Consider the following 25,005-nt stretch of genomic DNA (forward strand, 5'->3'; position numbering starts at 1 on the left):
GTTCTACCTCAGCTTCAGGGTGGCAAGGCCGACCAGTACCAGAATCACGGTGATGATCCAGAAACGGACGATCACACGTGGCTCGGGCCAGCCCTTGAGTTCAAAGTGGTGGTGTATCGGTGCCATGCGGAACACACGGCGACCGGTCAACTTGAAGGAGGCAACCTGAATGACGACCGACAGGGTCTCCATCACGAACACGCCGCCCATGATGAACAGGACGATTTCCTGACGGACGATCACCGCGATGGTGCCCAGGGCCGCGCCCAGTGCCAGTGCGCCGACGTCGCCCATGAACACTTGGGCCGGATAGGTGTTGAACCAGAGGAAACCCAGGCCCGCGCCGATCAGCGCGCCGCAGAATACGATCAACTCACCCGCGCCCGGTACGTAAGGAATCAGCAGGTATTCAGCGAATTTCACGTTACCCGACAGGTAGCAGAAGATCCCCAAGCCGCCGCCGACCATCACGGTAGGCATGATCGCCAGACCGTCGAGGCCGTCGGTCAGGTTGACCGCGTTGCTCGAGCCGACAATCACGAAATAGGTCAGGACGATGAAACCCGCGCCCAGCGGAATGCTGTAGTCCTTGAGCATCGGCAGGATCAGGGTGGTTTCTACCGGCGTCGCGGCAGTCATATAAAGGAAGATCGCCGCGCCCAGGCCGAACACCGACTGCCAGAAATACTTCCAGCGGCTCGGAAGGCCGCGGGAATTTTTCTCGATGACTTTGCGGTAATCGTCGACCCAACCGATGGCGCCGAACAGCAGGGTCACCAACAACACGACCCAAACGTAACGGTTGGTCAGGTCAGCCCAGAGCAAGGTGCTGACGCCGATGGACGAAAGAATCAGCGCGCCACCCATGGTCGGGGTGCCGGATTTGGACAGGTGCGATTGCGGGCCGTCGTTGCGAACGGATTGACCGATCTGACGGTTCTGCAAGGTGCGGATCATCCACGGGCCATAGCACAGCGACAAGACCAGCGCGGTCAGCACACCGAGGATCCCGCGCAGGGTCAGGTACTGAAAGACCGCGAAGCCTTTGTAGAACTGTTGCAGATACTCCGCTAGCAGCAGCAGCATTAATGTTTCTCCAGACGGGTCCCGCACAAAGCGGCGACGATGTTTTCCATCGCGGCGCTGCGCGAGCCCTTGATCAAAATGGTGGTGTTTGTGTCCTGCTCGGCTTCCAGGGCCTTGATCAGATCAGCCTGTGTGCTGAAGTGAAAAGCCTGCTCGCCGAAAGCATTCACGGCGTGGGTCATCATTGGCCCGACCGCGTACAGCGCGCAAACCTTGCCGCGGGCGTACTCGCCCACATCGCGGTGCCCCTGCTCCGCCCAATCGCCCAACTCGCCGATATCTCCGAGCACCAAAACGGTGCGACCGGAAAAGCCGGCGAGTATATCAACGGCGGCGCACATGGAGGTGGGGTTTGCGTTGTACGTGTCATCGATCACGCGCATGCCATTGCTGGCCAGTTGCGCCACGGTGCGTCCCTTGACCGGTTGCACGGCGCCGAGACCGGTGGCGATGCCGAACAGCGACACGCCCAAGGCATGCGCGGCAGCGGCGGCGGCCATGGCATTGGCGACGTTATGGGTGCCGAGCAGGTTCAGCTGAACCCGTTCCACACCTTCAGGGCTGTGCAGGTTGAACGCCGGGCAACCGCGGGCATCGCGGTCCAGATCGCTGGCGTAGAAGTCGGCGCTGATGTTGCTCAGGGCAAACGTCAGCACTTTGCGACCGGCGGCTCGGGTTTTCCAGATTTCAAACGCCTTGTCGTCGAGATTCAGCACCGCGACGCCATCGGCATCCAGCCCTTCGAGAATCTCGCCCTTGGCTTCAACGATTTTTTCCGGCCCGCCGAACTCGCCGACGTGGGCGGTCCCGGCGTTGTTGATGACAGCCACGTGGGGCTTGGTCATGCCGACGGTGTAGGCAATCTCGCCGAGCCGCGAAGCGCCGAGCTCGATCACGGCCGCGGTATGCTCCGGCGCCAGTTCGAGCAGGGTCAGTGGAGCGCCGAGGTCATTGTTCAGGTTGCCACGGGTCGCCAGCACCGGACCGCGCGTGCGCAGGATGCTTGCAAGCATTTCCTTGACCGTGGTCTTGCCGCTGGAGCCGGTGATGGCCACGACCGGCTGAGTGAACGCCGCACGGTTCATCGCGCCCAATTGGCCGAGGGCCTGGCGGGTGTCCTTGACCAGCAGTTGCGGCAGCGCGCTGTCGGCGACTTCACGCTCGACCAAGGCACCCACGGCGCCTTTGGCGGCGACGTCATTGAGGTAATCATGGCCATCGAAACGCGGGCCGGCCAGAGCAATAAACAGCTGGCCGGGCGTGATCGCGCGGCTGTCGATGCTGACGCCGTCAAAGCTGGCGTCGCTGGCAATCAGACGGCCATTCAATGCGCTGGTCAGTTCGCTCAGTTTCAAGGCTTTAAGCATGGGCCACCTCCCACGCGGTCAGGGCGTGATCGGCCTCGACCAGATCGGAGAAAGCGTGGCGCTCGCCGTTGATTTCCTGATAGTCCTCGTGACCTTTACCGGCCAGGACAATCACGTCATCCGCCGAAGCGCTGGCGATCAATTGGGCAATCGCCTGGCCACGGCCGGCGACGAAGGCAACTTTATCCACAGCGGTGAAACCGGCACGGATGTCGTCGAAAATCACGGTCGGGTCTTCGGTGCGCGGATTGTCATCGGTGACCAGTACGCCATCGGCCAGACGCTCGACCACTTCCGCCATCAGCGGACGCTTGCCGCGATCGCGATCACCGCCGCAACCGAACAGGCACAGCAACCGGCCTTTGGCGTGAGGACGCAGGGCCATCAAGACTTTTTCCAGCGCATCCGGTGTGTGGGCGTAATCGACCACCACCAACGGCTGAGTACCGCCGCCCAGGCGCTGCATGCGACCGGCCGGGCCTTCGAGTTTCGGCAGCACTTTGAGGATTTCGTCCAGCGCGTAGTCCAGCCCGAGCAAGGCGCCGATCGCGGCCAACACGTTGCTCAGGTTGAAACGACCGAGCAAGGTGCTGCGCAAATGGTGCTCGCCTTGCGGCGTGACCAGCGTGGCGCGCACGCCTTCGTCGTCGAACTGCGCTTCGCGGCAATACAGATAGGCACTGGAATCTTCCAGACTGTAAGTGATCAGTCGCGACTCGCCTTTATCAGCCGCCAGTTGCCGGCCGAAATCGTCGTCCAGGTTGACCACCCGGCACTTCAGATCATTCCAGGCAAACAACTTGGCCTTGGTTTCGCCATAGACCTGCATGGTGCCGTGGTAATCCAGATGATCGCGCGACAGGTTAGTCATCACCGCCACATCGAACGCCAACGCAGTCACGCGGCCCTGATCCAGGCCGTGGGAAGAGACTTCCATGGCCACGGCTTTAGCGCCGGCCTTTTTCAGGTCGGCGAGGGTCGCTTGCACCGCTATCGGGTTCGGCGTGGTGTGCAGACCGCTTTCCAGCGCGCCGTAGAAACCGGAGCCCAGGGTGCCGACAATGCCGCAGTGCTGACCGAGCAGGTCGAGCGCCTGGGCGATCAATTGGGTCACGCTGGTTTTACCGTTGGTGCCGGTCACGCCGATCAGGTTCAAATGACGGCTCGGGTCACCATAAAAACGTCCGGCGATGTCCGACAGCTGCGCCGCCAGGCCTTTGACCGGAATCAACGGCACATCGGTAATCGGCAGCACGGTCGCGCCTTCGACTTCATAAGCCACGGCAGCAGCGCCGCGTTGCAAGGCGTCGGCGATGTGCGCACGCCCGTCGAACTTGCCACCAGGAACCGCGAGAAACAGATCGCCTGCCCGTACGTTGCGGCTGTCCAGCGCCAATTCGCGGATCAACAGATCGCGGCCGGCGTGGGCGAAAATCTTGTTCAGGCTCAGCGACATCAGCCGCGCCCTCCATTAGCTTTCAGCGGAACGACCGGTGCGGCGTTCGCTTGTTGAGTGGCAGGCAGGTTGTCCGGGGTAATGTTCATCAGGCGCAAGGTCCCGGACATCACTCTGCTGAACACCGGCGCCGATACCAGACCACCGAAGTAACCGGCCTTGGTCGGTTCATCGATCACCACCACAATTGCGTAGCGCGGGTCGCTCATCGGGCCGAAGCCGGCAAACAGCGAGCGGTAGGAATTCTCGGCGTAGCCTTTGGTGCCGACCGACGTTTTACGCGCGGTACCCGACTTGCCGCCCACGTGATACGCCGGCACCTGCGCACGGAATACACCGCGCGGGGCTTCGATCACTTGTTGCAACATGGTTTGCATGGTTTTCGCGACGGCTTCCGGCAATACCTGTGTGGTTTGCGGTGCCTTGTCGGTTTTGATCAGGGTCAGCGGCGCGAGACGACCATTGTTGGCCAGGGCCGAGAAGGCGTGGACCAACTGGATCGCAGTCACGGAAATACCGTAGCCGTAGGACAGCGTGGCAGTTTCAGCCTTGCGCCATTCGCGGTAGTTCGGCAGGTTGCCAACGCGCTCGCCCGGGAAGCCGAGACCGGTGTCCTGGCCGAGGCCGACTTTCTGCGCCAGACGGAAAATCGTTTCGCCGCCGATATCGAACGCAACCTTGCTCATGCCGACGTTACTGGAATTGATCAGGATACCGGTCAGGTCGAGCACCGGGCCTTCACTCTTGGATACGTCCTTGATGGTGTACTTACCAATCTGCAAGGTGCCTGGATACACCTCGACGGTATCGGTCGGCTTCCAGCGCCCGGTTTCAATCGCGGCGCTCATGGAAATCGCTTTCATGGTGGAGCCCGGCTCGAACACGTCGATCATCGCGCGGTTGCGCATCATCGCCGGTTGCAGGTTGCGACGGTTGTTCGGGTTGTAGGTCGGCTGGTTGACCATGGCGAGGATCTCGCCGGTCTTCACGTCCATGATCACCAGGCTGCCGGCCTTGGCGCCATTCTCGATGATCGCGTTGCGCAGTTCACGGTTGGCCAGGTATTGCAGACGCAGGTCAATGGACAACGCCAAGGGCTTGCCGGCCTTGGCGTTTTTGGTGACCTGGACATCTTTGATCAGCCGGCCGCGCCGGTCCTTGATCACCTGTCGCTTGCCGGGGACGCCGGCCAGCCATTCGTCGTAGGCCAGCTCGACGCCTTCGCGCCCGTGATCATCGATGTCGGTAAAGCCGACCATATGGGCGGTGACTTCACCGGCCGGGTAGAAACGCCGGAACTCTTCGATGCCATAAACGCCCGGCACTTTCAGATCAAGCACAGCCTGGCCCTGCTCGGGGGTCAGCCCGCGCACCAGATAAATGAATTCTTTATTGGCCTGGGCTTCGAGACGTTCGGCCAGGGCTTTCGGGTCCTGCCCCAAGGCAGCCGCCAGTGCCGGCCACGTTTCTTTGGCCGTTTGCATTTCCTTGGCGTTGGCCCACAGGGTGGTGACCGGGGTACTCACGGCCAACGGCTCGCCGTTACGGTCGGTAATCAGACCACGGTGAGCCGGAATCGGAATATGACGAACACTGCGCGCATCGCCCTGACCTTTAAGGAAGGCACGGTCGACCACTTGCAAATCGATGATGCGCCAGACAATCGCGGCCACCATGATGCCGAGCAAACCCACCACCAGACGGAACCGCCATGGGAAGAGCGCGCCTTCGAGTTTCATCATGGCGCCACCATCTGCACTTCAGCGGCGCCTGGAATGCGCATCTTCAGCTGCTCGGTGGCCAGGACTTCGATACGGCTATGGGCGGTCCAGGTGCTCTGCTCGAGAATCAACCGCCCCCACTCCGCCTGCGCCTTGTCGCGCACGCTCAATTCGCCGTACAGAGAATTCAGCAACTGACGGTTCCAGTGTGCGCTATAGGACACGCCGATGGCCGACACAAGCACGCCGACAAACAGCAGCAGCATGAAAAAGCTTCCGCCGGGAAGTGGCTTGGCGAAAAGCTTGCTCACCGCAACTTCTCCGCGACACGCATGATGGCGCTACGGGAACGTGGGTTGGCTTTGAGTTCGGCCTCGGAGGCAGACTGCGCTTTGCCATGGATTTTGATTTTCGGTTCGAAAGCGACGTGACGGACCGGCAGGTTGCGCGGCAGGTTGTCGGCTTCGCCTTTCACCAGTTTGCGCATGAACAGTTTGACGATGCGGTCTTCCAGCGAGTGGAAGCTGATGACGACCAGACGGCCGCCTACTTCCAGGCATTCCAGCGCGGCTTCGAGGCCGGTTTCCAGATCGCCCAGTTCGTTGTTGACGTGAATACGCAGGCCCTGGAATGCACGGGTGGCCGGGTTCTTGCCCTTTTCCCATGCCGGGTTGGCGACTTTCAACACTTCAGCCAGATCGCCAGTGCGCTCGAACGGCTTGATGTCGCGACGCTCGGCCACTGCACGTGCCATGCGACCGGAGAAACGCTCTTCGCCGTATTGCTTGAACACCCGGGCGATTTCTTCCACCGGCGCGGTGTTGACGAACTCGGCGGCGCTGATCCCGCGGGACGGGTCCATGCGCATGTCCAACGGACCGTCGTTGAGGAAACTGAAACCGCGCTCCGGGTCGTCGAGCTGCGGCGAAGATACGCCGAGGTCGAGCAGAACACCGCTGACCTTGCCGGCCAGACCGCGCTCGGCGACTTCCGAACCGAGCTCGGCAAAACTGCGCTGCACAACGACAAAGCGGCCGTCTTCGGCCGCTAGCGTTTGCCCGGTGGCAATCGCTTGAGGATCTTTGTCGAATCCGAGCAACCGGCCATCAGGTCCGAGCTGGCTGAGGATCAACCGACTGTGCCCGCCACGTCCGAACGTACCGTCCAGATAGCAGCCATCAGGACGTACGGCGAGAGCCTCGACGGCTTCGTCAAGCAGTACGGTGATGTGGTTAAAGCCGCTATCAATAGTCACAGGATCAAATCACGCAGTTCATCAGGCATAGCGCCCGGTTGTTGAATAGCAGCCAGGTCAGCGGCAGAAACCGCATTCCAGGCATCCTCGTCCCACAATTGGAACTTGTTCAGTTGGCCTACCAACATTGCGCGCTTATCCAACTTGGCATATTCGCGAAGACGCGGCGGAACCAGAAAACGACCACTGCCATCGAGCTCGAGGTCGACGGCATTACCAATCAGTAAACGTTGCAGGCGGCGGTTTTCTTCGCGAAGCGAAGGCAGTGCGCGCAGTTTGGTTTCGATAATTTCCCACTCATCGAGGGGATAAACACACAAACACGGATCAACGGCATCGATGGTGACGATTAATTGACCGGAACTACGCGAAACCAGCTCGTCACGGTACCGGCTCGGCATAGCGAGACGGCCCTTTGCATCGAGACTGATAGCGTTAGCTCCGCGAAACACGTCAGCGTTTCTCCAAATATTAGCGTTTTACGCTCAAAAAACCCACTTCATGCCACTTTCCGCCACTTGCGCACACTATAGGAATGCCCCCACCACACCGTCAAGGCGCGGATTAAAGGAAAAGCCTTACAGAACGGAGATTTAGGAGCGTAAAAGGAGGGTTAACGAGAATCTGACGGATGAATTCGCTCAATAACTTGAATCAGCACAGAAGGCTGCGTTCAGAAGTTAAAGTAGTTTGTTAAGAGTAAGATTTTTTCGGTATTACAAAAGCGCTTCTGCTATTGATTCAGCAGGGAGGGAAATTGCCATTACGCACATCGCTGCCAATGATCCGGCAGAGAGGAAAAAAAGGTGGAGAGTCGATCTGTAAGCCGGGTTCTGTCTTGAACAGTCATTCGTCTACGATGGCCATCACTGGACATCTTTAGCAACCTACCCGGTCCCAGCGCGGGCCACGCCTTGGGACCCTATTTGGTCTTGCTCCAAGTGGGGTTTACCTAGCCACGAACTGTTGCCAGACGTGCGGTGCGCTCTTACCGCACCTTTTCACCCTTACCGGCGCCGAAGCGCTTAGGCGGTTATTTTCTGTGGCACTTTCCGTAGGCTCACGCCTCCCAGGCATTACCTGGCACTTCGCCCTATGGAGCCCGGACTTTCCTCCCCCCCCTAATTTTCATAGAGGGCAGCGACTGTCCGATCGACTCTCCGCCGCGAAGATTAACGGCAGAGCGGCCGAAGAACAAGCGCTAAAAGCCTCTGGCCGGCGCTGCACGTCGGTTTTACTCGCCCTTCTGTTTATCCAGCGCGACCTGGTAGAGCACATTCTTGCGTTCGCCGGTAATTTGCGCGGCCAATGCCGCCGCACGCTTGAGCGGCATCTCTTCGAGTAACAGGTCGAGAATGCGCATGGCCTCACTGCTGACAGCGTCTTCCGTCTCAGGGGCAGTCCAGCCCGCCACCAGCACCACACACTCGCCACGCTGTTGATTGCTGTCCAATTCGACGAACTCGCGCAACTCGGCCAACGGCAAGCCTTTAAGGGTTTCGAAAGTCTTGGTCAGTTCACGCGCCAGCAACGCCGGACGCTCGGCGCCGAATACCAGCTCCATGTCTTGCAGGCATTCGAGGATGCGGTGCGGTGCTTCGTAGAAAATCAGCGTGCGCGGTTCTTCTTTTACCAGTTCCAGACGAGCACGTCGGCCGACAGCCTTGGCCGGCAAAAACCCTTCGAAGATGAAACGGTCGGATGGCAGCCCCGCCGCTGACAACGCAGCAATCAATGCACATGCACCCGGAACCGGCACCACATTGATTCCGGCGGCACGAGCCTGACGCACCAAGTGATAACCCGGATCTGAAATCAGCGGCGTCCCGGCGTCGGAAATCAACGCCACATCGTCGCCCGCCAGCAGACGCGTGATAAAGCGGTTACCCTCCTCCCGCTCGTTGTGTTCATGGCAGGCCGCCAGCGGCGTAGGAATACCGAAATGCTGCATCAATCGCTGGGAATGGCGAGTATCTTCGGCCGCGATCAAGGCGACCTCGCGCAGGATCTTCAGCGCACGCGCACTGATATCGTCCAGGTTGCCGATGGGCGTCGCCACCACATAAAGCGAGCCAGCAGCGGAATTCAAAGCACCTGGAGCAGTCAAAGCGCACACCTCATGATCGGTAAAAGGCGACATTGTAGCGCGTAGCGGCGCTTGCGATACGCCTTGCCCTCCCCGGGTTTTCCAGCCTTTTGTGCAGTGCTGCAACATTTGCACGAGCTAAATTGATCGATTCACGCCAGTAACATCGCGCCCCGGCCAGTGCTTGGGTACAATTCCACGCTAATTTGATCGAGTATCAGGAACACTTACATGATCGCTTGCCTGCGGCTGCTCACTGCCCTCTGCCTCGCTGCCTTGCTGGCGGCTTGCGCCAGCTCGCCCTCCTCCAGCCTTGGCGAACTTCCACGGACCCCGGACGCCAGTATCGAGCAACTGCTCGAACAGGCCACTAAAAGCAAAGATCCGGAAAAAGCCGCCCTATTGCGCTTGAGCGCAGCAGACCTGGCTTATCGTCAGGGCAATGCCGGGCAGTCCGCGCAAATCCTGCAACAGGTCCCGGTGGAACAACTCAAGCCTGGCCAACAAGTCTTCGCCAGCACCCTGGCGGCTGAACTGGCCATGGCCCGCAATCAGCCCAAAGCGGCGCTGACTGCCCTGAGCCATCCGAGCCTGCAACGCCTGGGCGAACTGCCCGTCGAACAACAAGTTCGCACCGGCACCGTACATGCCCGCGCCCTTGAGGCCGACGGCCAGACCCTGGCCGCCGCACGGGAGCGCATCTTTATTGCGCCGATGCTTGAAGGTGAAGCTGCCAGCAAAAACCACGAAGCGATCTGGACCCTGATCGCTTCGCTGCCGACCGATCAATTGCAGCCGACTACCGACGACGACCTCGGCGGCTGGATACGTCTGGCGCAGGCAGTGAAAACAGCCGGCACCCTGGAACAGCAGCAAGCGGCGATCGACAACTGGCGCGAAAAGAATCCAAAGCACCCGGCTGCCATCCAGCTGCCGCTGCCACTGACCAAACTCAAGGAGCTGGCCAGCCAGCCCCTGAGCAAGATCGCCCTGCTACTGCCGCAAGACGGCCCACTGGGTTCGGTTGGCAGAGCACTACGCGAAGGCTTCATGGCCGCTCACTACCAGGCGCAACAAGCCGGGCAGAAGCCGCCAGCCATCGAGTTCTATGACAGCTCGCGCCTGACCTCCCTCGACGAGTTTTATCGCAAGGCCCAGGCCGATGGCGTGCAACTGGTGGTCGGCCCACTGGAGAAGCCCCTGGTCAAACAACTCAGCGCGCGCCCGCAACTGCCGATCACGACCCTTGCACTGAACTACAGCGAAGGCGAACAAGGTCCGGCCCAACTGTTCCAGTTCGGTCTTGCCGCTGAAGACGAAGCCCGCGAAGTGTCCCGTCGTGCGCGCGCCGATGGCCTGCACCGCGCCGCCATCATGGTGCCGAAAGGCGAATGGGGTGACCGCGTACTCAGGGCGTTCAGCCAGGATTGGCAAGCCAACGGGGGCAGCATCGTTGCTACCGAACGCGTCGACCAGCCGGTGCAACTGGCCCAGCAGATTGCCGACATGTTCCAGTTGCGCCAGAGCGAAGGCCGCGCCAAGAGCCTGCAAAGCACCGTTGGCTCGCAGGTTGCCGCACAACCTTCGCGTCGTCAGGACATCGAGTTCATCTTCCTGGCCGCAACGCCGCAACAAGCCCAACAGATCAAACCGACCCTGAACTTCCAGTACGCGGGTGACGTACCGGTTTACGCCACCTCCCACGTGTTCAGCGCCAGCGGCGACCAGAACCAGTACAACGACATGAACGGTATTCGCTTCTGCGAAACCCCTTGGCTGCTGGACGCCAACGACCCGCTGCGCAAACAGGTCACTGCACAATGGCCACAAGCCGGCGGCAGCCTGGGTCGCCTGTACGCGATGGGCGTTGACGCCTATCGCCTGGCACCGCGCCTGGGGCAACTCAAGGCCTTGCCGGACAGCCGCATCCAAGGCCAATCGGGCAGCCTGGGCATGACTCAGAATCAACGCGTCGAGCGTCAGTTGCCATGGGCAGAGTTCACCAACGGCCAGGTTCAACGCCTGCCGGATACCTCGCGCTGATGCCTGACAGGTCACGCCAGCAAAGCGGTAAAGATGCCGAGCGTCATGCGCTCGAGCATCTTCAGCAACAAGGTCTGCGCCTGCTGGCGCAGAACTGGTTGTGTAAACGCGGCGAGCTTGATCTGGTCATGCTTGATGGCGATACAGTAGTATTCGTCGAAGTCCGCTACAGAAAAAACACCCAATGGGGTGGCGCGCTCGATAGCATCGATGGCCGCAAACGGCAGAAACTGATTTTTGCCGCGCAGTATTTTCTTCAGCGCGAGTCGCGTTGGGCCAATTTCCCCTGCCGCTTCGACGTGGTTGCCATCGACAGCAACCTTGATCAGTTGAACTGGTTGCAGAATGCCTTCGACAGCTGATCGCTTGCGCCCCGAACCGGACACCTTCACCCAACACTTTTGCTCTTTGCTTTGCGGGCTGCACTTTCATGTGCCGAGTAGCCGCGCTAATTAAGGTCACACAGATGGACATGCAATCGCGAATTCGCCAGCTTTTTCAGGCCAGTATCGACACCAAGCAACAGGCGATGGACGTACTTGCACCGCACATCGAGCAAGCCAGTCAGGTCATGGTCAACGCCCTGCTCAACGAGGGCAAAATGCTGTCCTGCGGCAACGGCGGCTCCGCCGGTGACGCGCAGCACTTCTCGTCCGAACTGCTCAACCGTTTCGAGCGCGAGCGCCCGAGTCTGCCGGCCATCGCGCTGACCACCGACAGCTCGACAATCACCTCGATCGCCAACGATTACAGCTACAACGAAATCTTCTCCAAACAGATTCGCGCCCTGGGCCAGCCGGGTGATGTTTTGCTGGCGATTTCCACCAGCGGCAACTCGGCAAATATAATTCAAGCGATCCAGGCCGCACATGATCGCGAAATGATTGTCGTAGCATTGACCGGTCGTGATGGCGGCGGCATGGCGTCACTGCTATTGCCTGAGGACGTCGAGATTCGCGTACCGGCCAACGTCACCGCACGTATTCAGGAAGTCCACCTGCTGGCGATCCATTGCCTTTGCGATTTGATCGACAGCCAACTGTTCGGGAGTGAAGAATGACCCCTAATCGCCTAGGCCTTCTGGCCTTGACCCTGTGCCTTGGCATCAGCGGCTGCACCTCGGTGGTTACCGCCAGCCGTGAAGCGCCGATCGATGATGACCGTGGCACCCGCACCTTCGGCAGCAAGATCGACGACTCCCTGATCGAAACCAAGGCAGGTGTAAACATCGCCAAGGCCGATCCGGACCTGGACAACAACTCGCACATCGTCGTCACCAGCTTCAACGGCGTAGTGCTGCTGGCCGGGCAAACCCCGCGCGCCGACCTCAAGGCCAAGGCCGAACAGGTTGCCGCCTCCGTTCAGCGGGTAAAGAAGGTACACAACGAGCTGCAAGTGCTGCAGCCCTCCTCGCTGCTGGCGCGCCAGAACGACACGTGGCTGACCACCAAGATCAAGACCCAGATGCTTACCGATCCCTCCATCCCGGGGTCACGCATCAAGGTTGTGACTGAAAACGGCATCGTCTACTTGCTGGGTCTGCTGACCAAGCAGGAAGCGGCCCAGGCAACCAATCTGGTACAAGGCGTTTCCGGCGTGCAGAAGATCGTGAAGTTGTTTGAGTACATCGACTGATCGGCTTGTAGGCGTCTGCGCAAAACGGTGGAACTCTCACCCGATTGCGCACACGCCGGGCGCACAAAAAAAAACCCGCTGAAATCACTTCAGCGGGTTTTTCATTTCAGCGGCCAGGAAGATCAGAAATCCTCCAACCGCCATACCTCGTAAGCCGGCGTCTCATAGGGGTGACTCTCTTTCAGAGCCACCACCACCGCCCGAATCAACTCATCACTGACCACAAGCTCAACCTTCCATTCCTCAACCTGCTCGACCTGCCCCGCTTCGCCAATGAACGGCTGACTGCCATCCAGTGGACGAAACTGACCCAACCCGAACACCTGCCACGCGCAGCGATCATAAGCCCCGATCCGCCCGCCACCGGCAGCGAACACAGCACTCTTGACCACCTCGACATGGCTGGCCGGAACAAAAAAACAGAGCTTGTACACGGCGCTTAGTTAACCCAAACCCGAGCATTACGGAACATACGCATCCAAGGTGCGTCTTCGTTCCAGTCTTCCGAACGCCACGAGTTCTGCACGGCGCGGAATACACGCTCCGGGTGCGGCATCATGATGGTCACGCGACCGTCACGGCTGGTCAAACCGGTGATCCCGCGCGGCGAGCCGTTCGGGTTGGCCGGGTAGTTTTCGGTGACCTTGCCGTGGTTGTCGACGAAACGCATCGCCACGCAACCTGACAGATCGGCTTCCAGCAACGCTTCTTCGCTGGCGAATTCGGCATGGCCTTCGCCGTGCGCGATAGCGATCGGCATGCGTGAACCGGCCATGCCTTGCAGGAAGATCGAGTTCGACTCCTGGATCTGTACCATCGCCACGCGCGCTTCGAACTGCTCGGAACGGTTGCGCACGAAGTGCGGCCAGAACTCGCTGCCCGGGATCAACTCGTGCAGGTTGGACATCATCTGGCAACCGTTGCACACGCCGAGGGTGAAGCTGTCGTTACGTTCGAAGAAGCCCTGGAAGGCATCGCGAGCGCGGCTGTTGAACAGCGCGGACTTGGCCCAGCCTTCGCCGGCACCCAGGACGTCACCGTAGGAGAAACCGCCGCAAGCCACCAGACCTTTGAACTCGTTCAGGTCGACACGGCCGGCCAGAATGTCGCTCATGTGCACGTCGATCGCGTTGAAACCGGCGCGGTCGAACGCGGCCGCCATTTCCACCTGACCATTGACGCCCTGCTCACGCAGCACGGCAACCTGTGGGCGGATGCCTTTCTTGATGTAAGGCGCGGCGACGTCCTGGTTGACGTCGTAGCTGAGCTTGACGCTCAGGCCCGGGTTGTCTTCTTCCAACAATACGTCGAATTCTTGATCGGCGCAGTCAGCGTTGTCACGCAGACGCTGGATCTGATAGCTGGTTTCAGCCCACTGACGTTGCAGCAGACGACGCTGACCTTCGAACACGGTGTCACCGTTGAAAGTGATGCTGATTTCACCGTTGTTCATTGGCTGACCGATCACCGATACGCAATCACTCAGACCGGCAGCACTGAACTGCGCGAGGATGTCTGGAGTGGCGTCCTGGCGAACCTGGATCACGGCGCCCAGTTCTTCGTTGAACAGGATCGCGGCGATGTCGGCGGAGGTTTCGGCCAGACCGTCGAGGTTCAGGCTCAGGCCGCAGTGGCCGGCAAAGGCCATTTCCACCACGCTGGTCAGCAAACCACCGTCGGAACGGTCGTGGTAAGCCAGCAAGTGACCGTCGGCGTTGAGGCCCTGAATCACGGCAAAGAAGGCTTTCAGGTCTTCGGCGTCATCGACGTCCGGTGCCTGCTTGCCGAGTTTGCCGTGAACCTGAGCGAGGATCGAAGCGCCCATGCGGTTCTGACCGCGACCGAGGTCGATCAGGATCAGGTCGGTAGTGCCCTTATCCATGCGCAGTTGCGGGGTCATGGTCTGACGGATGTCAGCCACTGGGGCGAAACCGGTCACGATCAGCGACATCGGCGAAGTCACAGTCTTGTCGACGCCTTCGTCGCTCCAGCGGGTGGCCATGGACATCGAGTCCTTGCCCACCGGAATGGTGATGCCGAGATCCGGGCACAATTCCATGCCGACCGCTTTCACGGTGTCGTACAGACGCGCGTCTTCACCCGGGTGACCGGCAGCGGACATCCAGTTGGCCGACAGTTTGATGTCGGAGATTTTGGCGATGCGCGAAGCCGCGATGTTGGTCAGGGTTTCGCCGATGGCCATGCGGCCCGACGCCGGAGCGTCCAGCAGAGCCAGCGGAGTGCGCTCGCCCATGGCCATGGCTTCACCGGTGTAGACGTCAAAACTGGTGGCGGTAACAGCAACGTCGGCCACCGGAACCTGCCACGGGCCGACCATCTGATCACGGGCCACGAGGCCGGTGATGGTGCGGTCGCCGATGGTGATCAGGAAGCTTTTGCTGGCCACGGCCGGGTGATGCAGAACGCGCTCGACGCAGTCGGCGATCTCGAGGGTTGACGGATCGAAATCGTCGCCCAGCTCGTTTTCGCGAACGGCCGAACGGTGCATGCGCGGGGCTTTGCCCAGCAGCACTTCGAGCGGCATGTCCACCGGGCTGTTACCGAAGTGGCTGTCGGTCACGGTCAGTTGCGGTTCGGCAGTGGCTTCGCCGACCACGGCAAACGGGCAACGCTCACGTTCGCAGATCGCCTGGAAGCGTTCGAAGTCCGCCGGGCCGACTGCCAGAACGTAGCGTTCCTGGGATTCGTTACTCCAGATTTCGTGCGGGGCCATGCCCGGCTCGTCGTTTGGAATGTTGCGCAGTTCGAAGCGACCGCCACGGTTACCGTCGTTGACCAGTTCCGGGAAGGCGTTGGACAGACCGCCCGCACCCACGTCATGGATGAAGCTGATCGGGTTCTTGTCACCCAACTGCCAGCAACGGTCGATGACTTCCTGGCAGCGACGCTCCATTTCAGGGTTTTCGCGCTGTACGGATGCGAAATCCAGATCCGCCGAGCTGGTGCCGGTGGCCATGGAAGAGGCAGCGCCACCGCCCAGGCCGATGAGCATTGCCGGGCCGCCGAGCACGATCAGCTTGGAGCCGACGGTGATCTCGCCTTTCTGTACGTGTTCGGCACGGATGTTACCCATGCCGCCAGCCAGCATGATCGGCTTGTGGTAACCGCGAACTTCGTCGCCACGCGGGGTGGTGATCGATTGTTCGAAGGTACGGAAGTAGCCGGTCAGGGCCGGACGGCCGAATTCGTTGTTGAACGCGGCACCGCCTAACGGGCCTTCAATCATGATGTCCAGCGCGGTAACGATGCGCTCAGGTTTGCCGTACGGCACTTCCCACGGCTGTTCGAAACCCGGGATTTGCAGGTTGGACACGGTGAAACCGGTCAGGCCAGCCTTTGGCTTGGCGCCGCGACCGGTTGCACCTTCATCACGAATCTCACCGCCGCTACCGGTGGATGCGCCCGGGAACGGGGCAATCGCGGTCGGGTGGTTGTGAGTTTCGACTTTCATCAGGATGTGCACCGGTTCCTGCACCGCGCCGTACTGGCGGGTTTCAGGGTCCGGGAAGAAACGACCGGCAACGGAACCGACGATCACCGAGGCGTTGTCCTTATAAGCCGACAAAACACCTTCGCTGTGCATCTGATAGGTGTTCTTGATCATACCGAACAGGCTTTTTTCCTGGCTCTGACCATCGATGTCCCAACTGGCGTTGAAGATCTTGTGACGGCAGTGCTCGGAGTTCGCCTGGGCAAACATCATCAGTTCGATGTCGTGCGGGTTGCGCTTCAAGCCGACGAAGGCGTTGACCAGGTAGTCGATCTCGTCTTCGGCCAGGGCCAGGCCCAGCTCGGTGTTGGCTTTTTCCAGCGCGGCGCGGCCGCCACCCAACACGTCGATCGCGGTCAGGGGCTTGGGTTCGGCGTGGCTGAACAGGCCGGCGGCTTGTTCAAGGTTGTCCAATACGATCTGGGTCATGCGGTCATGCAAGGCGCCTGCGATCAGCTGCGCTTCGGCGTCGCTGAACTGGCCGGCGACGTAGAACGCGATACCGCGCTCCAGGCGCTGGATCTTGGTCAGGCCGCAGTTGCGAGCGATGTCGCTGGCTTTACTGGACCACGGCGAGATAGTGCCGAAACGTGGCAACACCAGAAACAGACGACCGGTTGGCTCTTGTACTGGAACGCTTGGGCCGTACTTCAGAAGGCGCGCGAGCACCTGCTGTTCGTCGCCGGTCAGGACGCCGGTAACTTCGGCGAAGTGAGCGAATTCAGCATACAAGCCGCTGACAGCCGGAACCTTCTGGCTCAGTTGCTCAAGGAGTTTGCTGTGGCGAAAGGCAGAAAGGGCAGGAGCGCCGCGCAGGATCAACATCTTCGGGACAGCCTCGGGAAGGGGTGTGCTTTGAGGCCGTGCATTCTAGCCTAAACCGCCCGCGACAGCACCCGAAACGGTACGCACGGCTGCACCCGAACGTCGGGCCGGGTATTCGGGCCTGAAACAGGTGCGCGCCGCAGGTTATTTTTTCTGTCACAAAATGCTGTTCGGGCCCATTCCTGCGGGCTCCAAACGGGTTTTAGACTCTCTAGCAGACAAGCCCTTCGCTGTCGAGATATGGCGCTCGTGGTCCTTTGCGTATACTGCGCAGATGTTTTCCCCAACGGCTTTGCGTCCGCGGTACGCCAAATGGCTGATCGCAACCGGACTCTTCCTGGTGCTCGGTGGCTGTGTTGATAAACCCAACACGCTGGAGCGCGTAAAGGAGGATGGCGTGCTGCGGGTGGTTACCCGTAACAGTCCCGCCACCTACTTTCAGGATCGCAACGGTGAAACCGGCTTCGAATACGAGCTGGTGAAGCGCTTCGCCGACGATCTGGGGGTTGAACTCAAGATCGAAACCGCCGACAACCTCGACGACCTGTTCAATCAGGTGGGCAAGCCCAATGGCCCGGTGCTGGCTGCTGCCGGCCTGGTCAGCAGCGAGCAACGAAAAAAGCAGGTGCGCTTTTCCCACTCTTACCTCGAAGTCACCCCACAGATCATCTACCGCAACGGCCAGTCGCGGCCGACCGATGCAGGCGATCTGGTCGGCAAGAAGATCATGGTGCTCAAGGGCAGCACCCACGCCGAGCAATTGGCAGAGCTGAAAAAGAAATATCCCGGCATTGAATACGAAGAGTCCGACGCGGTTGAAGTCGTCGACTTGCTGCGCATGGTCGATGAAGCCCAGATCGACCTGACACTGGTCGATTCCAACGAAGTCGCAATGAACCAGGTGTACTTCCCCAAAGTGCGGGTCGCCTTCGATCTCGGCGACGCCAGCAATCAGAGCTGGGCCGTGGCCGCCGGCGAAGACAACAGCCTGCTCAACGAGATCAATACCTATCTCGACAAAGTGAAGAAAAACGGCACCCTGCAACGCCTCAAGGATCGCTATTACGGGCACGTCGACGTGCTGGGTTACATGGGCGCCTACACCTTCGCCCAGCATCTGCAGCAGCGGTTGCCCAAGTACGAACAGCATTTCAAGACGTACGCCAAGAAAGAGAAAGTCGATTGGCGCTTGTTGGCCGCAGTCGGTTATCAGGAATCGCTGTGGCAAGCGGCGGTCACGTCCAAGACCGGCGTGCGCGGATTGATGATGCTGACCCAGAACACGGCGCAAGCCATGGGCGTGTCCAATCGCCTCGATCCCAAGCAGAGCATCATGGGCGGCGCGAAGTACCTGGCCTACATGAAGGAGCAACTGGATGAGTCGATCCAGGAGCCGGATCGTACGTGGTTCGCGCTCGCAGCCTACAACGTTGGTAGCGGTCATCTGGATGACGCGCGCAAACTGACAGCCAAGGCAGGGCTGAACCCGGACAAGTGGCTGGACGTGAAGAAAATCCTGCCGCGCCTGTCGCAGAAACAGTGGTACAGCAAGACTCGCTATGGCTATGCCCGGGGCGGCGAACCGGTGCATTTCGTGGCGAACATCCGTCGTTACTACGACATCCTGACGTGGGTCACGCAGCCACAGCTGGAAGGCAATCAGGTCGCCGAGGGCAACCTGCATGTACCTGGGGTCGACAAGACCAAGCCGAGCCAGGAAACCCCGCCGCTTTAAATCTTCGCTGCCTTCAAAGACGCCATCGCGGCCGATCTAACCTTTCAACGCAGCTGCCAGAATCAGCGCCTTCATCTCCGACACCGCCGACTTGAACCCGACGAACAACGCATGGGCCACCAGTGCATGGCCGATGTTCAGTTCGTTGATACCCTTGATCGCCGCAACAGCCTCGACGTTGTGATAGTGCAGGCCGTGACCGGCGTTGACGATCAGGCCCTGGCCCAGACCGAATGCCACGCCATCGGCCACGCGCTTGAGCTCTTCAGCGACTTCGGTTGGCGTCTCGGCGTCCGCATAACGCCCGGTGTGCAATTCAATGGCCGGCGCACCGACACGGCGGGATGCTTCAATCTGCCGCTCGTCTGCGTCGATGAACAGCGACACTTCACAGCCGATCTTCGCCAGGCGATCCACCGCGACCTTGATCCGCGCCTCCTGCCCTGCCACGTCCAGGCCGCCTTCGGTGGTCAGCTCCTGACGGGTTTCCGGAACCAGGCAGATGTGCGCCGGGCGGATGCGTTCGGCGAACGCCATCATTTCTTCGGTGACGCCCATTTCGAAGTTCATGCGGGTTTGCAGCACGTCCTTGAGCAGCAGCACGTCGCGCTCCTGAATGTGCCGGCGGTCTTCGCGCAAGTGCACGGTGATGCCGTCAGCGCCCGCCTCTTCCGCGTCCAGCGCTGCCTTGACCGGATCCGGGTAGCGAGTACCCCGGGCCTGACGCAGGGTGGCAACGTGGTCGATGTTCACGCCAAGAAGAATGCGATTGCTGGTGGTCACGGAAGCGCTCCTGAAATAAGGGAAAGTTCGGTGCACAGCATACACGGGGAGCCTGGGTCTGTTGACGCTAGCATCAACAGTTCCTATGGCTGCGAAACTATGGCTTGCGAAACAACTCGCGACTGACCAGGGGACGACCGCCCAGATGAACGGCCAGCGCCTGACGCATCAAGCGCTTGGCAGCGGACAGCGCACCGGGCGCGGACCAGTCGGCATCGGCCATGGCCTGCAGCTCAGTGCCATTGAACAGGCCCGGTTGCAGCAGATAGACCCGCTCCAGGCCTGCATCCACTTGCAAGCGATAGAGGCCGTCCGGCGCGATGGGGTCGCCGTGGATGTCGGTGTTCAATGCAAAGCCGTAACCGAGGTCGTCGAGCAAACGCCATTCGAAAGAGCGCAGCAACGGCTCCAGCGGACGGCCTTCAGCCAGGGCGAGCAAGGTCGCGGCGTAGTGATCGAAAACCGCGGGATGAGGGTCTTCGGCGGGCAGCAGACGAATCAGCAACTCGTTGAGGTACAGGCCGCTGAACAATGCTTCACCATTGAGCCAGGTCGAAACACCGGCGCTTTCCATGCGACCGACATTCTTCAGTTCTCCCCGCCCGCGAAACTCGACTTCGAGCGGCACGAACGGCCGCGCCAACGTCCCGGCCTTGCCCCGCGCGCTACGCAACACCGCCCGCAGCCGACCTTGCGGCGTAAGGAAATCCACCAGTGCACTGCTTTCGCGGTAGGCGCGGCTGTGGAGGACGTAGGCGGGTTGGCCGGTTGGCGCGGTGGTCGACATGGAAATCGCAGTTCTCAATGAAAGAGCGCAGTTTTACAAACAACCCAAAACCAATGTGGGAGCGGGCTTGCCCGCGATGGCGGACTTACATTCAACATCTGCGCTGAATGTTACATCCTCATCGCGGGCAAGCCCGCTCCCACAGGGTTCTACGGTGCAGCGCAGACCGGGTTTACAGGTCGCCGTAACCCAGCGAACGTAGCGCACGCTCGTCATCGGACCAGCCGCCCTTAACCTTGACCCACAAGTTAAGCATGATCTTGGAGTCGAACAGCAGCTCCATGTCCTTGCGCGCCTCGGTGCCGATGCGCTTGATGCGCTCGCCCTTGTCGCCAATGATGATTTTCTTCTGGCCGTCACGCTCGACGAGGATCAAGGCATGAATGTGCAGGGTTTTGCCCTGCTGCTTGAACTCTTCGATTTCCACGGTGATCTGGTATGGCAGCTCGGCGCCCAGCTGACGCATGATTTTTTCGCGTACCAGTTCGGCGGCGAGGAAGCGGCTGCTGCGGTCGGTGATCTGGTCTTCCGGGAAGAAGTGATCGTTTTCCGGCAGGTGCTCGGCGATCACTCGTTCCAGCGTGTCCAGGTTGTGCCCGTGCTGGGCCGAGATCGGCATGATCTGCGCGTTCGGCAGCTGTTCCTGCAACCAGGTCAGGTGCGGCATCAGCTCGGACTTGTCTTCGATACGGTCGGTCTTGTTCAGCGCCACGATCAGCGGGCCAGTCACGTACTGAACGCGTTCGAGGACCATCTGGTCTTCATCGGTCCACTTGGTGCGGTCAACCACGAAGATCACCACGTCGACGTCTTTCAACGCCGCCGAAGCGGTCTTGTTCATGTAGCGGTTCAGAGCCTTTTCGCCGCCCTTGTGCATGCCCGGGGTGTCGACGTAGATCGCCTGAACGGCGCCTTCGGTCTTGATGCCGAGCATGTTGTGACGGGTGGTCTGCGGCTTGCGCGAGGTGATCGCCAGCTTCTGACCCAGAATGTGGTTCAGCAGCGTGGACTTGCCCACGTTGGGACGGCCGACGATGGCAACATAGCCACAGCGAGTTGCGGTTGTATCAGTCATTGCCATTCTCCACACCCAGGGCAATCAGTGCTGCGGCGGCCGCTACCTGTTCGGCAATACGACGACTCACACCCTGACCTCGGCTTTTTTCATTCAGTAAGATGATTTCACATTCGACGAAGAACGTCCGGCAATGCGGCTCACCCTGGATATCCACCACTTCGTAACGCGGCAGCTCACAACCACGGGACTGCAGGAATTCCTGCAGGCGGGTTTTCGGATCTTTGTTGGTGTCGACCAGCGTCAGCCCTTCGAACTCTCCGGCCAGCCAGGCCAGCACGCGCTCGCGCGCCATGTCCATGCCGGCGTCCAGATAAATCGCACCAATCAGCGCTTCCAGGGCATCGGCCAGAATCGACTCGCGACGGAAACCGCCGCTTTTCAATTCGCCGGAGCCCAGGCGCAGGTATTCGCCCAGGTCGAAACCACGGGCCAGTACGGCCAGGGTCTCACCTTTCACCAAGCGGGCGCGCAAACGCGACAACTGGCCTTCGCGGGCCAGCGGGAAGCGATCGAACAGCGCCTCGCCAGCGACGAAGTTGAGGATGGCATCACCGAGGAACTCCAGGCGTTCGTTGTTGCGCCCGGCAAAGCTGCGGTGAGTCAGGGCCAGGACCATCAGCTCCTGGTCTTTGAAGGTGTAGCCGAGCTGACGCTCTAGACGGCTTAAGGAGACGCTCACGGTTTACCCACGCTGAGTTCGTGGCTGGATTCCACCGCCATCGCCGTGGTGCGGCGCAGGCTTGGGACAATTAACGCTGTGTTCAAAAATAACGTCCTGAATATCGTTGTTTTCATGCTTCTGTTGCCGATTATGCCGACTCCAGAAATGCATTCGGCGCTGTGTTCAACAGCGCCGCGTGTGATTACTTGATCAGGCCAACCCGCGAGAAATTCGGCAGGTGACTGAGTTTGGGTTCCGGCCAGCTCATCCAGACTGCGAAGGCCTTGCCGACGATATTCTTGTCGGGAACCATGCCCAGCAGATCCTTGGGAATACTCGGATCATCCCAGTAGCGACTGTCGTTCGAGTTGTCGCGGTTGTCGCCCATCATGAAGTAGTGCCCGGCAGGCACGGTCCACGAACGATCCGGCGCTGCGCGGTAGCGGCTCATTTCCTTGCGGATAAGGTGCTCGGCGATGCCGAGTTTTTCCTTGTAGAGCTCGGCACTGCCCAACGTGCCCGGCTCGGAGCCGACCAGTTGTTCGGCAATCGACTCACCGTTGACGAACAGACGCTTGTCGGCGGTGTAGCGAATCTGGTCACCCGGCAGGCCCACCACACGTTTGATGTAATTGACGTTCGGGTCGCTCGGGTAGCGGAACACCATCACATCGCCGCGCTGCGGATCACCGACTTCGATGACTTTCTTGTCGATCACCGGCAGGCGGATCCCGTAAGAAAATTTGTTCACCAGAATGAAGTCGCCGACGTCCAGGGTCGGTTTCATCGAGCCGGAAGGAATCTGGAACGGTTCCACCAGGAACGAACGCAGCACCAGCACGATGAACAGCACCGGGAAGAACGACTTGCCGTATTCGACCAGCAGCGGCTCTTTGTTCAGTTTCTCGACCACCACCATGTCAGCCTGGCTGACGCTACCCTGGTAAGAGTTAATGGCAGCCCGGCGCCGTGGCGCCAGGAACAGCAGATCGAGCAACGCCAACAGGCCGCAGACGAACACGGCGATGACCAGCAACAGCGGGAAATTTAGTGACATAGGACCTAACTATCCAACCTGAGCACTGCAAGGAAGGCTTCTTGTGGAATTTCCACGTTACCCACCTGCTTCATGCGTTTTTTACCGGCCTTTTGCTTTTCCAGCAGTTTTTTCTTACGGCTGACGTCACCGCCGTAGCATTTGGCCAATACGTTCTTTCTGAGTGCCTTGACGGTTGTACGCGCCACAATCTGACCACCAATGGCGGCCTGGATTGCCACGTCGAACATCTGCCGCGGAATCAGGTCTTTCATCTTCTCGGTCAACTGGCGACCTTTGTAGTGCGAGTTGTCACGGTGCACGATCAGCGCCAGCGCGTCGACCTTGTCGCCGTTGATCAGCACGTCCAGTTTCACCAGGCTGGCCGATTGGTAACGATCGAAATGGTAGTCCAGAGAAGCATAGCCGCGACTGGTGGACTTCAAACGATCAAAGAAGTCCAGCACCACTTCGTTCATCGGCAGGTCGTAGGTCACTTGTACCTGGGAGCCGAGGAACAGCATATCGACCTGTACACCACGTTTTTCGATACACAGGGTAATAACGTTACCCAAGTGCTCTTGCGGTACAAGAATATTGGCGCGCACGATTGGCTCGCGCATGTCTTCGATGGCAGACAAGTCCGGCAGCTTGGACGGGTTATCGACGTAAATCGTCTCGCCAGTCTTGAGCAGCAGCTCGAAGATTACCGTCGGCGCCGTGGTGATCAGGTCCAGGTTGTATTCGCGCTCCAGGCGCTCCTGGATGATTTCCATGTGCAGCATGCCGAGGAAGCCGCAACGGAAGCCGAAACCCAGTGCGTCTGAGCTTTCCGGTGTGTATTGCAGCGACGAATCGTTGAGCGTGAGCTTTTGCAGCGCCTCGCGGAAGTCCTCGAAGTCGTCGGAGCTGACCGGGAACAAGCCGGCGTACACCTGCGGCTGAATGCGTTTGAAGCCTGGCAGCACGTCAACGTCTGGCGTCGAACTCAAGGTCAGGGTATCGCCCACTGGCGCACCGTGAATGTCCTTGATGCTGGCGATGATGAAGCCCACTTCACCGGCCTTCAGGTCGGCGGTAGGGGTGTGTTTCGGGTTGAAGACACCGACGCTGTCCACCAGATGGATCTTGCCGGTGGACTTGACGAGGATCTTGTCGCCCTTCTTCACACGACCGTGGCGCACGCGAACCAGGGAAACAACGCCCAGGTAGTTGTCGAACCAGGAGTCGATGATCAACGCTTGCAGCGGATCTTCGTAGTTGCCGGTCGGCGCAGGAATGGTGTGAACCAGACGTTCGAGCACTTCGTCGACGCCCAGGCCGGTCTTGGCACTGCACTCGACCGCATCGGTGGCATCGATGCCGATGATTTTTTCGATTTCTTCTTTGACGCGGTCCGGATCGGCCTGAGGCAGGTCGATCTTGTTCAGGACTGGCATGACTTCCAGGCCCTGCTCGATTGCCGTGTAGCAGTTGGCAACCGACTGCGCTTCAACGCCCTGACCGGCATCGACCACCAGCAACGCACCTTCACAGGCCGCCAGCGAACGGCTGACTTCGTAGGTGAAGTCAACGTGGCCGGGGGTGTCAATGAAGTTCAGCTGGTACTTGATGCCATCGCGGGCGGTGTAATAAAGGGTGACGCTGTGGGCCTTGATGGTGATCCCGCGTTCACGTTCCAGGTCCATGGAGTCCAGCACCTGGGCTTCCATTTCGCGCTCGGCAAGGCCGCCGCACATCTGGATGAAGCGATCGGCCAGCGTCGACTTGCCATGGTCAATGTGGGCGATGATGGAGAAATTGCGGATATGACTCAAATCACTCACGGATCAACACTCAAAAAGGCTGCAGGCATAGCCCGCCGAAAAATAGCCGGGAATTGTACCTGATCCACGGCGCAAGCGTCACGTTCGCAGGTCAGACGGCGCTTACAAAAAACG

Annotated in this window: 21 protein-coding genes and 1 other RNA gene; 5 read left to right on the top strand and 17 right to left on the bottom strand. The window is 59.9% G+C overall.

Annotation, left to right across the window (positions count from 1 at the left end; all coding sequences use genetic code 11):
• Positions 1-3: 3 nt before the first annotated feature.
• From mraY to rsmI, 9 genes are all read right to left on the bottom strand, one after another.
• The gene (mraY, locus tag MMG91_RS17095; protein ID WP_008005012.1) at positions 4-1,086 is read right to left on the bottom strand and encodes a phospho-N-acetylmuramoyl-pentapeptide-transferase; all 1,083 of its coding nucleotides are present in this window, start codon (positions 1,084-1,086) and stop codon (positions 4-6) included.
• Positions 1,086-2,453 (bottom strand): UDP-N-acetylmuramoyl-tripeptide--D-alanyl-D-alanine ligase, encoded by a 1,368-nt coding sequence (gene murF, locus MMG91_RS17100; RefSeq protein ID WP_310660221.1) that lies wholly within the window; start codon positions 2,451-2,453, stop codon positions 1,086-1,088. The genes mraY and murF overlap by 1 nt, the downstream gene beginning before the upstream one ends.
• On the bottom strand, positions 2,446-3,909 hold the full coding sequence (locus tag MMG91_RS17105; RefSeq protein WP_305446803.1) for a UDP-N-acetylmuramoyl-L-alanyl-D-glutamate--2,6-diaminopimelate ligase: 1,464 nt from the start codon (positions 3,907-3,909) through the stop codon (positions 2,446-2,448). Before MMG91_RS17105 ends, murF begins: the two co-directional genes overlap by 8 nt.
• A complete protein-coding gene (locus MMG91_RS17110) occupies positions 3,909-5,648 on the bottom strand; it encodes a penicillin-binding protein 2 (protein WP_310660246.1) in 1,740 nt (579 codons plus the stop codon). Before MMG91_RS17110 ends, MMG91_RS17105 begins: the two co-directional genes overlap by 1 nt.
• Positions 5,648-5,941 (bottom strand): cell division protein FtsL, encoded by a 294-nt coding sequence (ftsL, locus tag MMG91_RS17115; protein WP_038981628.1) that lies wholly within the window; start codon positions 5,939-5,941, stop codon positions 5,648-5,650. Before ftsL ends, MMG91_RS17110 begins: the two co-directional genes overlap by 1 nt.
• On the bottom strand, positions 5,938-6,885 hold the full coding sequence (gene rsmH / locus MMG91_RS17120; RefSeq protein ID WP_370694677.1) for a 16S rRNA (cytosine(1402)-N(4))-methyltransferase RsmH: 948 nt from the start codon (positions 6,883-6,885) through the stop codon (positions 5,938-5,940). The genes ftsL and rsmH overlap by 4 nt, the downstream gene beginning before the upstream one ends.
• Positions 6,882-7,337, bottom strand: a complete 456-nt coding sequence (gene mraZ / locus MMG91_RS17125; protein WP_003205355.1) for a division/cell wall cluster transcriptional repressor MraZ — start codon at positions 7,335-7,337, stop codon at positions 6,882-6,884. The genes rsmH and mraZ overlap by 4 nt, the downstream gene beginning before the upstream one ends.
• A gap of 354 nt (positions 7,338-7,691) precedes the next feature.
• Positions 7,692-8,045: RNase P RNA component class A (gene rnpB / locus MMG91_RS17130), an RNA gene on the bottom strand.
• 74 nt (positions 8,046-8,119) lie between these two features.
• Complete coding sequence (rsmI, locus tag MMG91_RS17135; protein WP_310660222.1) at positions 8,120-9,025, bottom strand: 16S rRNA (cytidine(1402)-2'-O)-methyltransferase; 906 nt, start codon at positions 9,023-9,025, stop codon at positions 8,120-8,122.
• A gap of 177 nt (positions 9,026-9,202) precedes the next feature.
• Here rsmI and MMG91_RS17140 point away from each other — a divergent pair, with 177 nt between their 5' ends.
• The 4 genes from MMG91_RS17140 to MMG91_RS17155 all read left to right on the top strand — a co-directional run bounded on the left by MMG91_RS17140 (position 9,203) and on the right by MMG91_RS17155 (position 12,649).
• Positions 9,203-11,014 (top strand): penicillin-binding protein activator, encoded by a 1,812-nt coding sequence (locus MMG91_RS17140; protein ID WP_310660223.1) that lies wholly within the window; start codon positions 9,203-9,205, stop codon positions 11,012-11,014.
• Complete coding sequence (locus tag MMG91_RS17145) at positions 11,014-11,376, top strand: YraN family protein (RefSeq protein ID WP_223488270.1); 363 nt, start codon at positions 11,014-11,016, stop codon at positions 11,374-11,376. Before MMG91_RS17140 ends, MMG91_RS17145 begins: the two co-directional genes overlap by 1 nt.
• A gap of 104 nt (positions 11,377-11,480) precedes the next feature.
• A complete protein-coding gene (locus tag MMG91_RS17150) occupies positions 11,481-12,074 on the top strand; it encodes a phosphoheptose isomerase (protein WP_007904374.1) in 594 nt (197 codons plus the stop codon).
• Positions 12,071-12,649: a BON domain-containing protein gene (locus MMG91_RS17155; protein ID WP_305446806.1), complete on the top strand. Its 579-nt coding sequence runs from the start codon at positions 12,071-12,073 to the stop codon at positions 12,647-12,649. The genes MMG91_RS17150 and MMG91_RS17155 overlap by 4 nt, the downstream gene beginning before the upstream one ends.
• Positions 12,650-12,771: 122 nt before the next feature.
• Here the strand turns inward: MMG91_RS17155 and MMG91_RS17160 are convergent, their stop codons facing one another.
• Complete coding sequence (locus tag MMG91_RS17160; RefSeq protein WP_310660224.1) at positions 12,772-13,083, bottom strand: YqfO family protein; 312 nt, start codon at positions 13,081-13,083, stop codon at positions 12,772-12,774.
• Between the two features lie 5 nt (positions 13,084-13,088).
• Positions 13,089-16,985 carry a phosphoribosylformylglycinamidine synthase gene (gene purL, locus MMG91_RS17165; RefSeq protein WP_305503190.1) on the bottom strand — a complete coding sequence of 1,299 codons (3,897 nt, stop codon included), beginning with the start codon at positions 16,983-16,985 and terminating at the stop codon, positions 13,089-13,091.
• A 274-nt stretch (positions 16,986-17,259) separates the two neighbouring features.
• Here purL and mltF point away from each other — a divergent pair, with 274 nt between their 5' ends.
• Positions 17,260-18,720, top strand: coding sequence for a membrane-bound lytic murein transglycosylase MltF (gene mltF, locus MMG91_RS17170; RefSeq protein ID WP_310660225.1), 1,461 nt, complete (start codon positions 17,260-17,262; stop codon positions 18,718-18,720).
• Between the two features lie 36 nt (positions 18,721-18,756).
• Here the strand turns inward: mltF and pdxJ are convergent, their stop codons facing one another.
• From pdxJ to lepA, 6 genes are all read right to left on the bottom strand, one after another.
• Positions 18,757-19,503 (bottom strand): pyridoxine 5'-phosphate synthase, encoded by a 747-nt coding sequence (gene pdxJ, locus MMG91_RS17175; RefSeq protein WP_310660226.1) that lies wholly within the window; start codon positions 19,501-19,503, stop codon positions 18,757-18,759.
• 97 nt (positions 19,504-19,600) lie between these two features.
• Positions 19,601-20,290 carry a DNA repair protein RecO gene (gene recO, locus MMG91_RS17180; protein ID WP_310660227.1) on the bottom strand — a complete coding sequence of 230 codons (690 nt, stop codon included), beginning with the start codon at positions 20,288-20,290 and terminating at the stop codon, positions 19,601-19,603.
• 172 nt (positions 20,291-20,462) lie between these two features.
• A complete protein-coding gene (era, locus tag MMG91_RS17185; protein WP_305446812.1) occupies positions 20,463-21,365 on the bottom strand; it encodes a GTPase Era in 903 nt (300 codons plus the stop codon).
• Positions 21,358-22,047 (bottom strand): ribonuclease III, encoded by a 690-nt coding sequence (rnc, locus tag MMG91_RS17190; RefSeq protein ID WP_007905528.1) that lies wholly within the window; start codon positions 22,045-22,047, stop codon positions 21,358-21,360. The genes era and rnc overlap by 8 nt, the downstream gene beginning before the upstream one ends.
• 184 nt (positions 22,048-22,231) lie before the next feature.
• The gene (gene lepB / locus MMG91_RS17195) at positions 22,232-23,086 is read right to left on the bottom strand and encodes a signal peptidase I (protein WP_038981676.1); all 855 of its coding nucleotides are present in this window, start codon (positions 23,084-23,086) and stop codon (positions 22,232-22,234) included.
• A 5-nt stretch (positions 23,087-23,091) separates the two neighbouring features.
• The gene (gene lepA / locus MMG91_RS17200; protein WP_305446813.1) at positions 23,092-24,891 is read right to left on the bottom strand and encodes a translation elongation factor 4; all 1,800 of its coding nucleotides are present in this window, start codon (positions 24,889-24,891) and stop codon (positions 23,092-23,094) included.
• Positions 24,892-25,005: the final 114 nt, after the last annotated feature.

Source organism: Pseudomonas sp. JL3 (assembly GCF_031570575.1).
In the GTDB taxonomy this organism is placed as follows: Bacteria; Pseudomonadota; Gammaproteobacteria; order Pseudomonadales; family Pseudomonadaceae; genus Aquipseudomonas; species Aquipseudomonas cucumis.

Excerpts from the sequence above, each read along its gene's own strand:
- MMG91_RS17150 (WP_007904374.1), top strand. The coding sequence starts at position 11,481 with ATGGACATGCAATCGCGAATTCGCCAGCTTTTTCAGGCCAGTATCGAC.
- MMG91_RS17110 (WP_310660246.1), bottom strand. The coding sequence starts at position 5,648 with ATGAAACTCGAAGGCGCGCTCTTCCCATGGCGGTTCCGTCTGGTGGTG.
- mraY (WP_008005012.1), bottom strand. The coding sequence starts at position 1,086 with ATGCTGCTGCTGCTAGCGGAGTATCTGCAACAGTTCTACAAAGGCTTC.
- rsmI (WP_310660222.1), bottom strand. The coding sequence starts at position 9,025 with ATGTCGCCTTTTACCGATCATGAGGTGTGCGCTTTGACTGCTCCAGGT.
- recO (WP_310660227.1), bottom strand. The coding sequence starts at position 20,290 with ATGTCGACCACCGCGCCAACCGGCCAACCCGCCTACGTCCTCCACAGC.
- era (WP_305446812.1), bottom strand. The coding sequence starts at position 21,365 with ATGACTGATACAACCGCAACTCGCTGTGGCTATGTTGCCATCGTCGGC.
- MMG91_RS17145 (WP_223488270.1), top strand. The coding sequence starts at position 11,014 with ATGCCTGACAGGTCACGCCAGCAAAGCGGTAAAGATGCCGAGCGTCAT.
- mltF (WP_310660225.1), top strand. The coding sequence starts at position 17,260 with ATGTTTTCCCCAACGGCTTTGCGTCCGCGGTACGCCAAATGGCTGATC.
- MMG91_RS17140 (WP_310660223.1), top strand. The coding sequence starts at position 9,203 with ATGATCGCTTGCCTGCGGCTGCTCACTGCCCTCTGCCTCGCTGCCTTG.
- murF (WP_310660221.1), bottom strand. The coding sequence starts at position 2,453 with ATGCTTAAAGCCTTGAAACTGAGCGAACTGACCAGCGCATTGAATGGC.
- lepB (WP_038981676.1), bottom strand. The coding sequence starts at position 23,086 with ATGTCACTAAATTTCCCGCTGTTGCTGGTCATCGCCGTGTTCGTCTGC.
- purL (WP_305503190.1), bottom strand. The coding sequence starts at position 16,985 with ATGTTGATCCTGCGCGGCGCTCCTGCCCTTTCTGCCTTTCGCCACAGC.
- MMG91_RS17155 (WP_305446806.1), top strand. The coding sequence starts at position 12,071 with ATGACCCCTAATCGCCTAGGCCTTCTGGCCTTGACCCTGTGCCTTGGC.
- MMG91_RS17105 (WP_305446803.1), bottom strand. The coding sequence starts at position 3,909 with ATGTCGCTGAGCCTGAACAAGATTTTCGCCCACGCCGGCCGCGATCTG.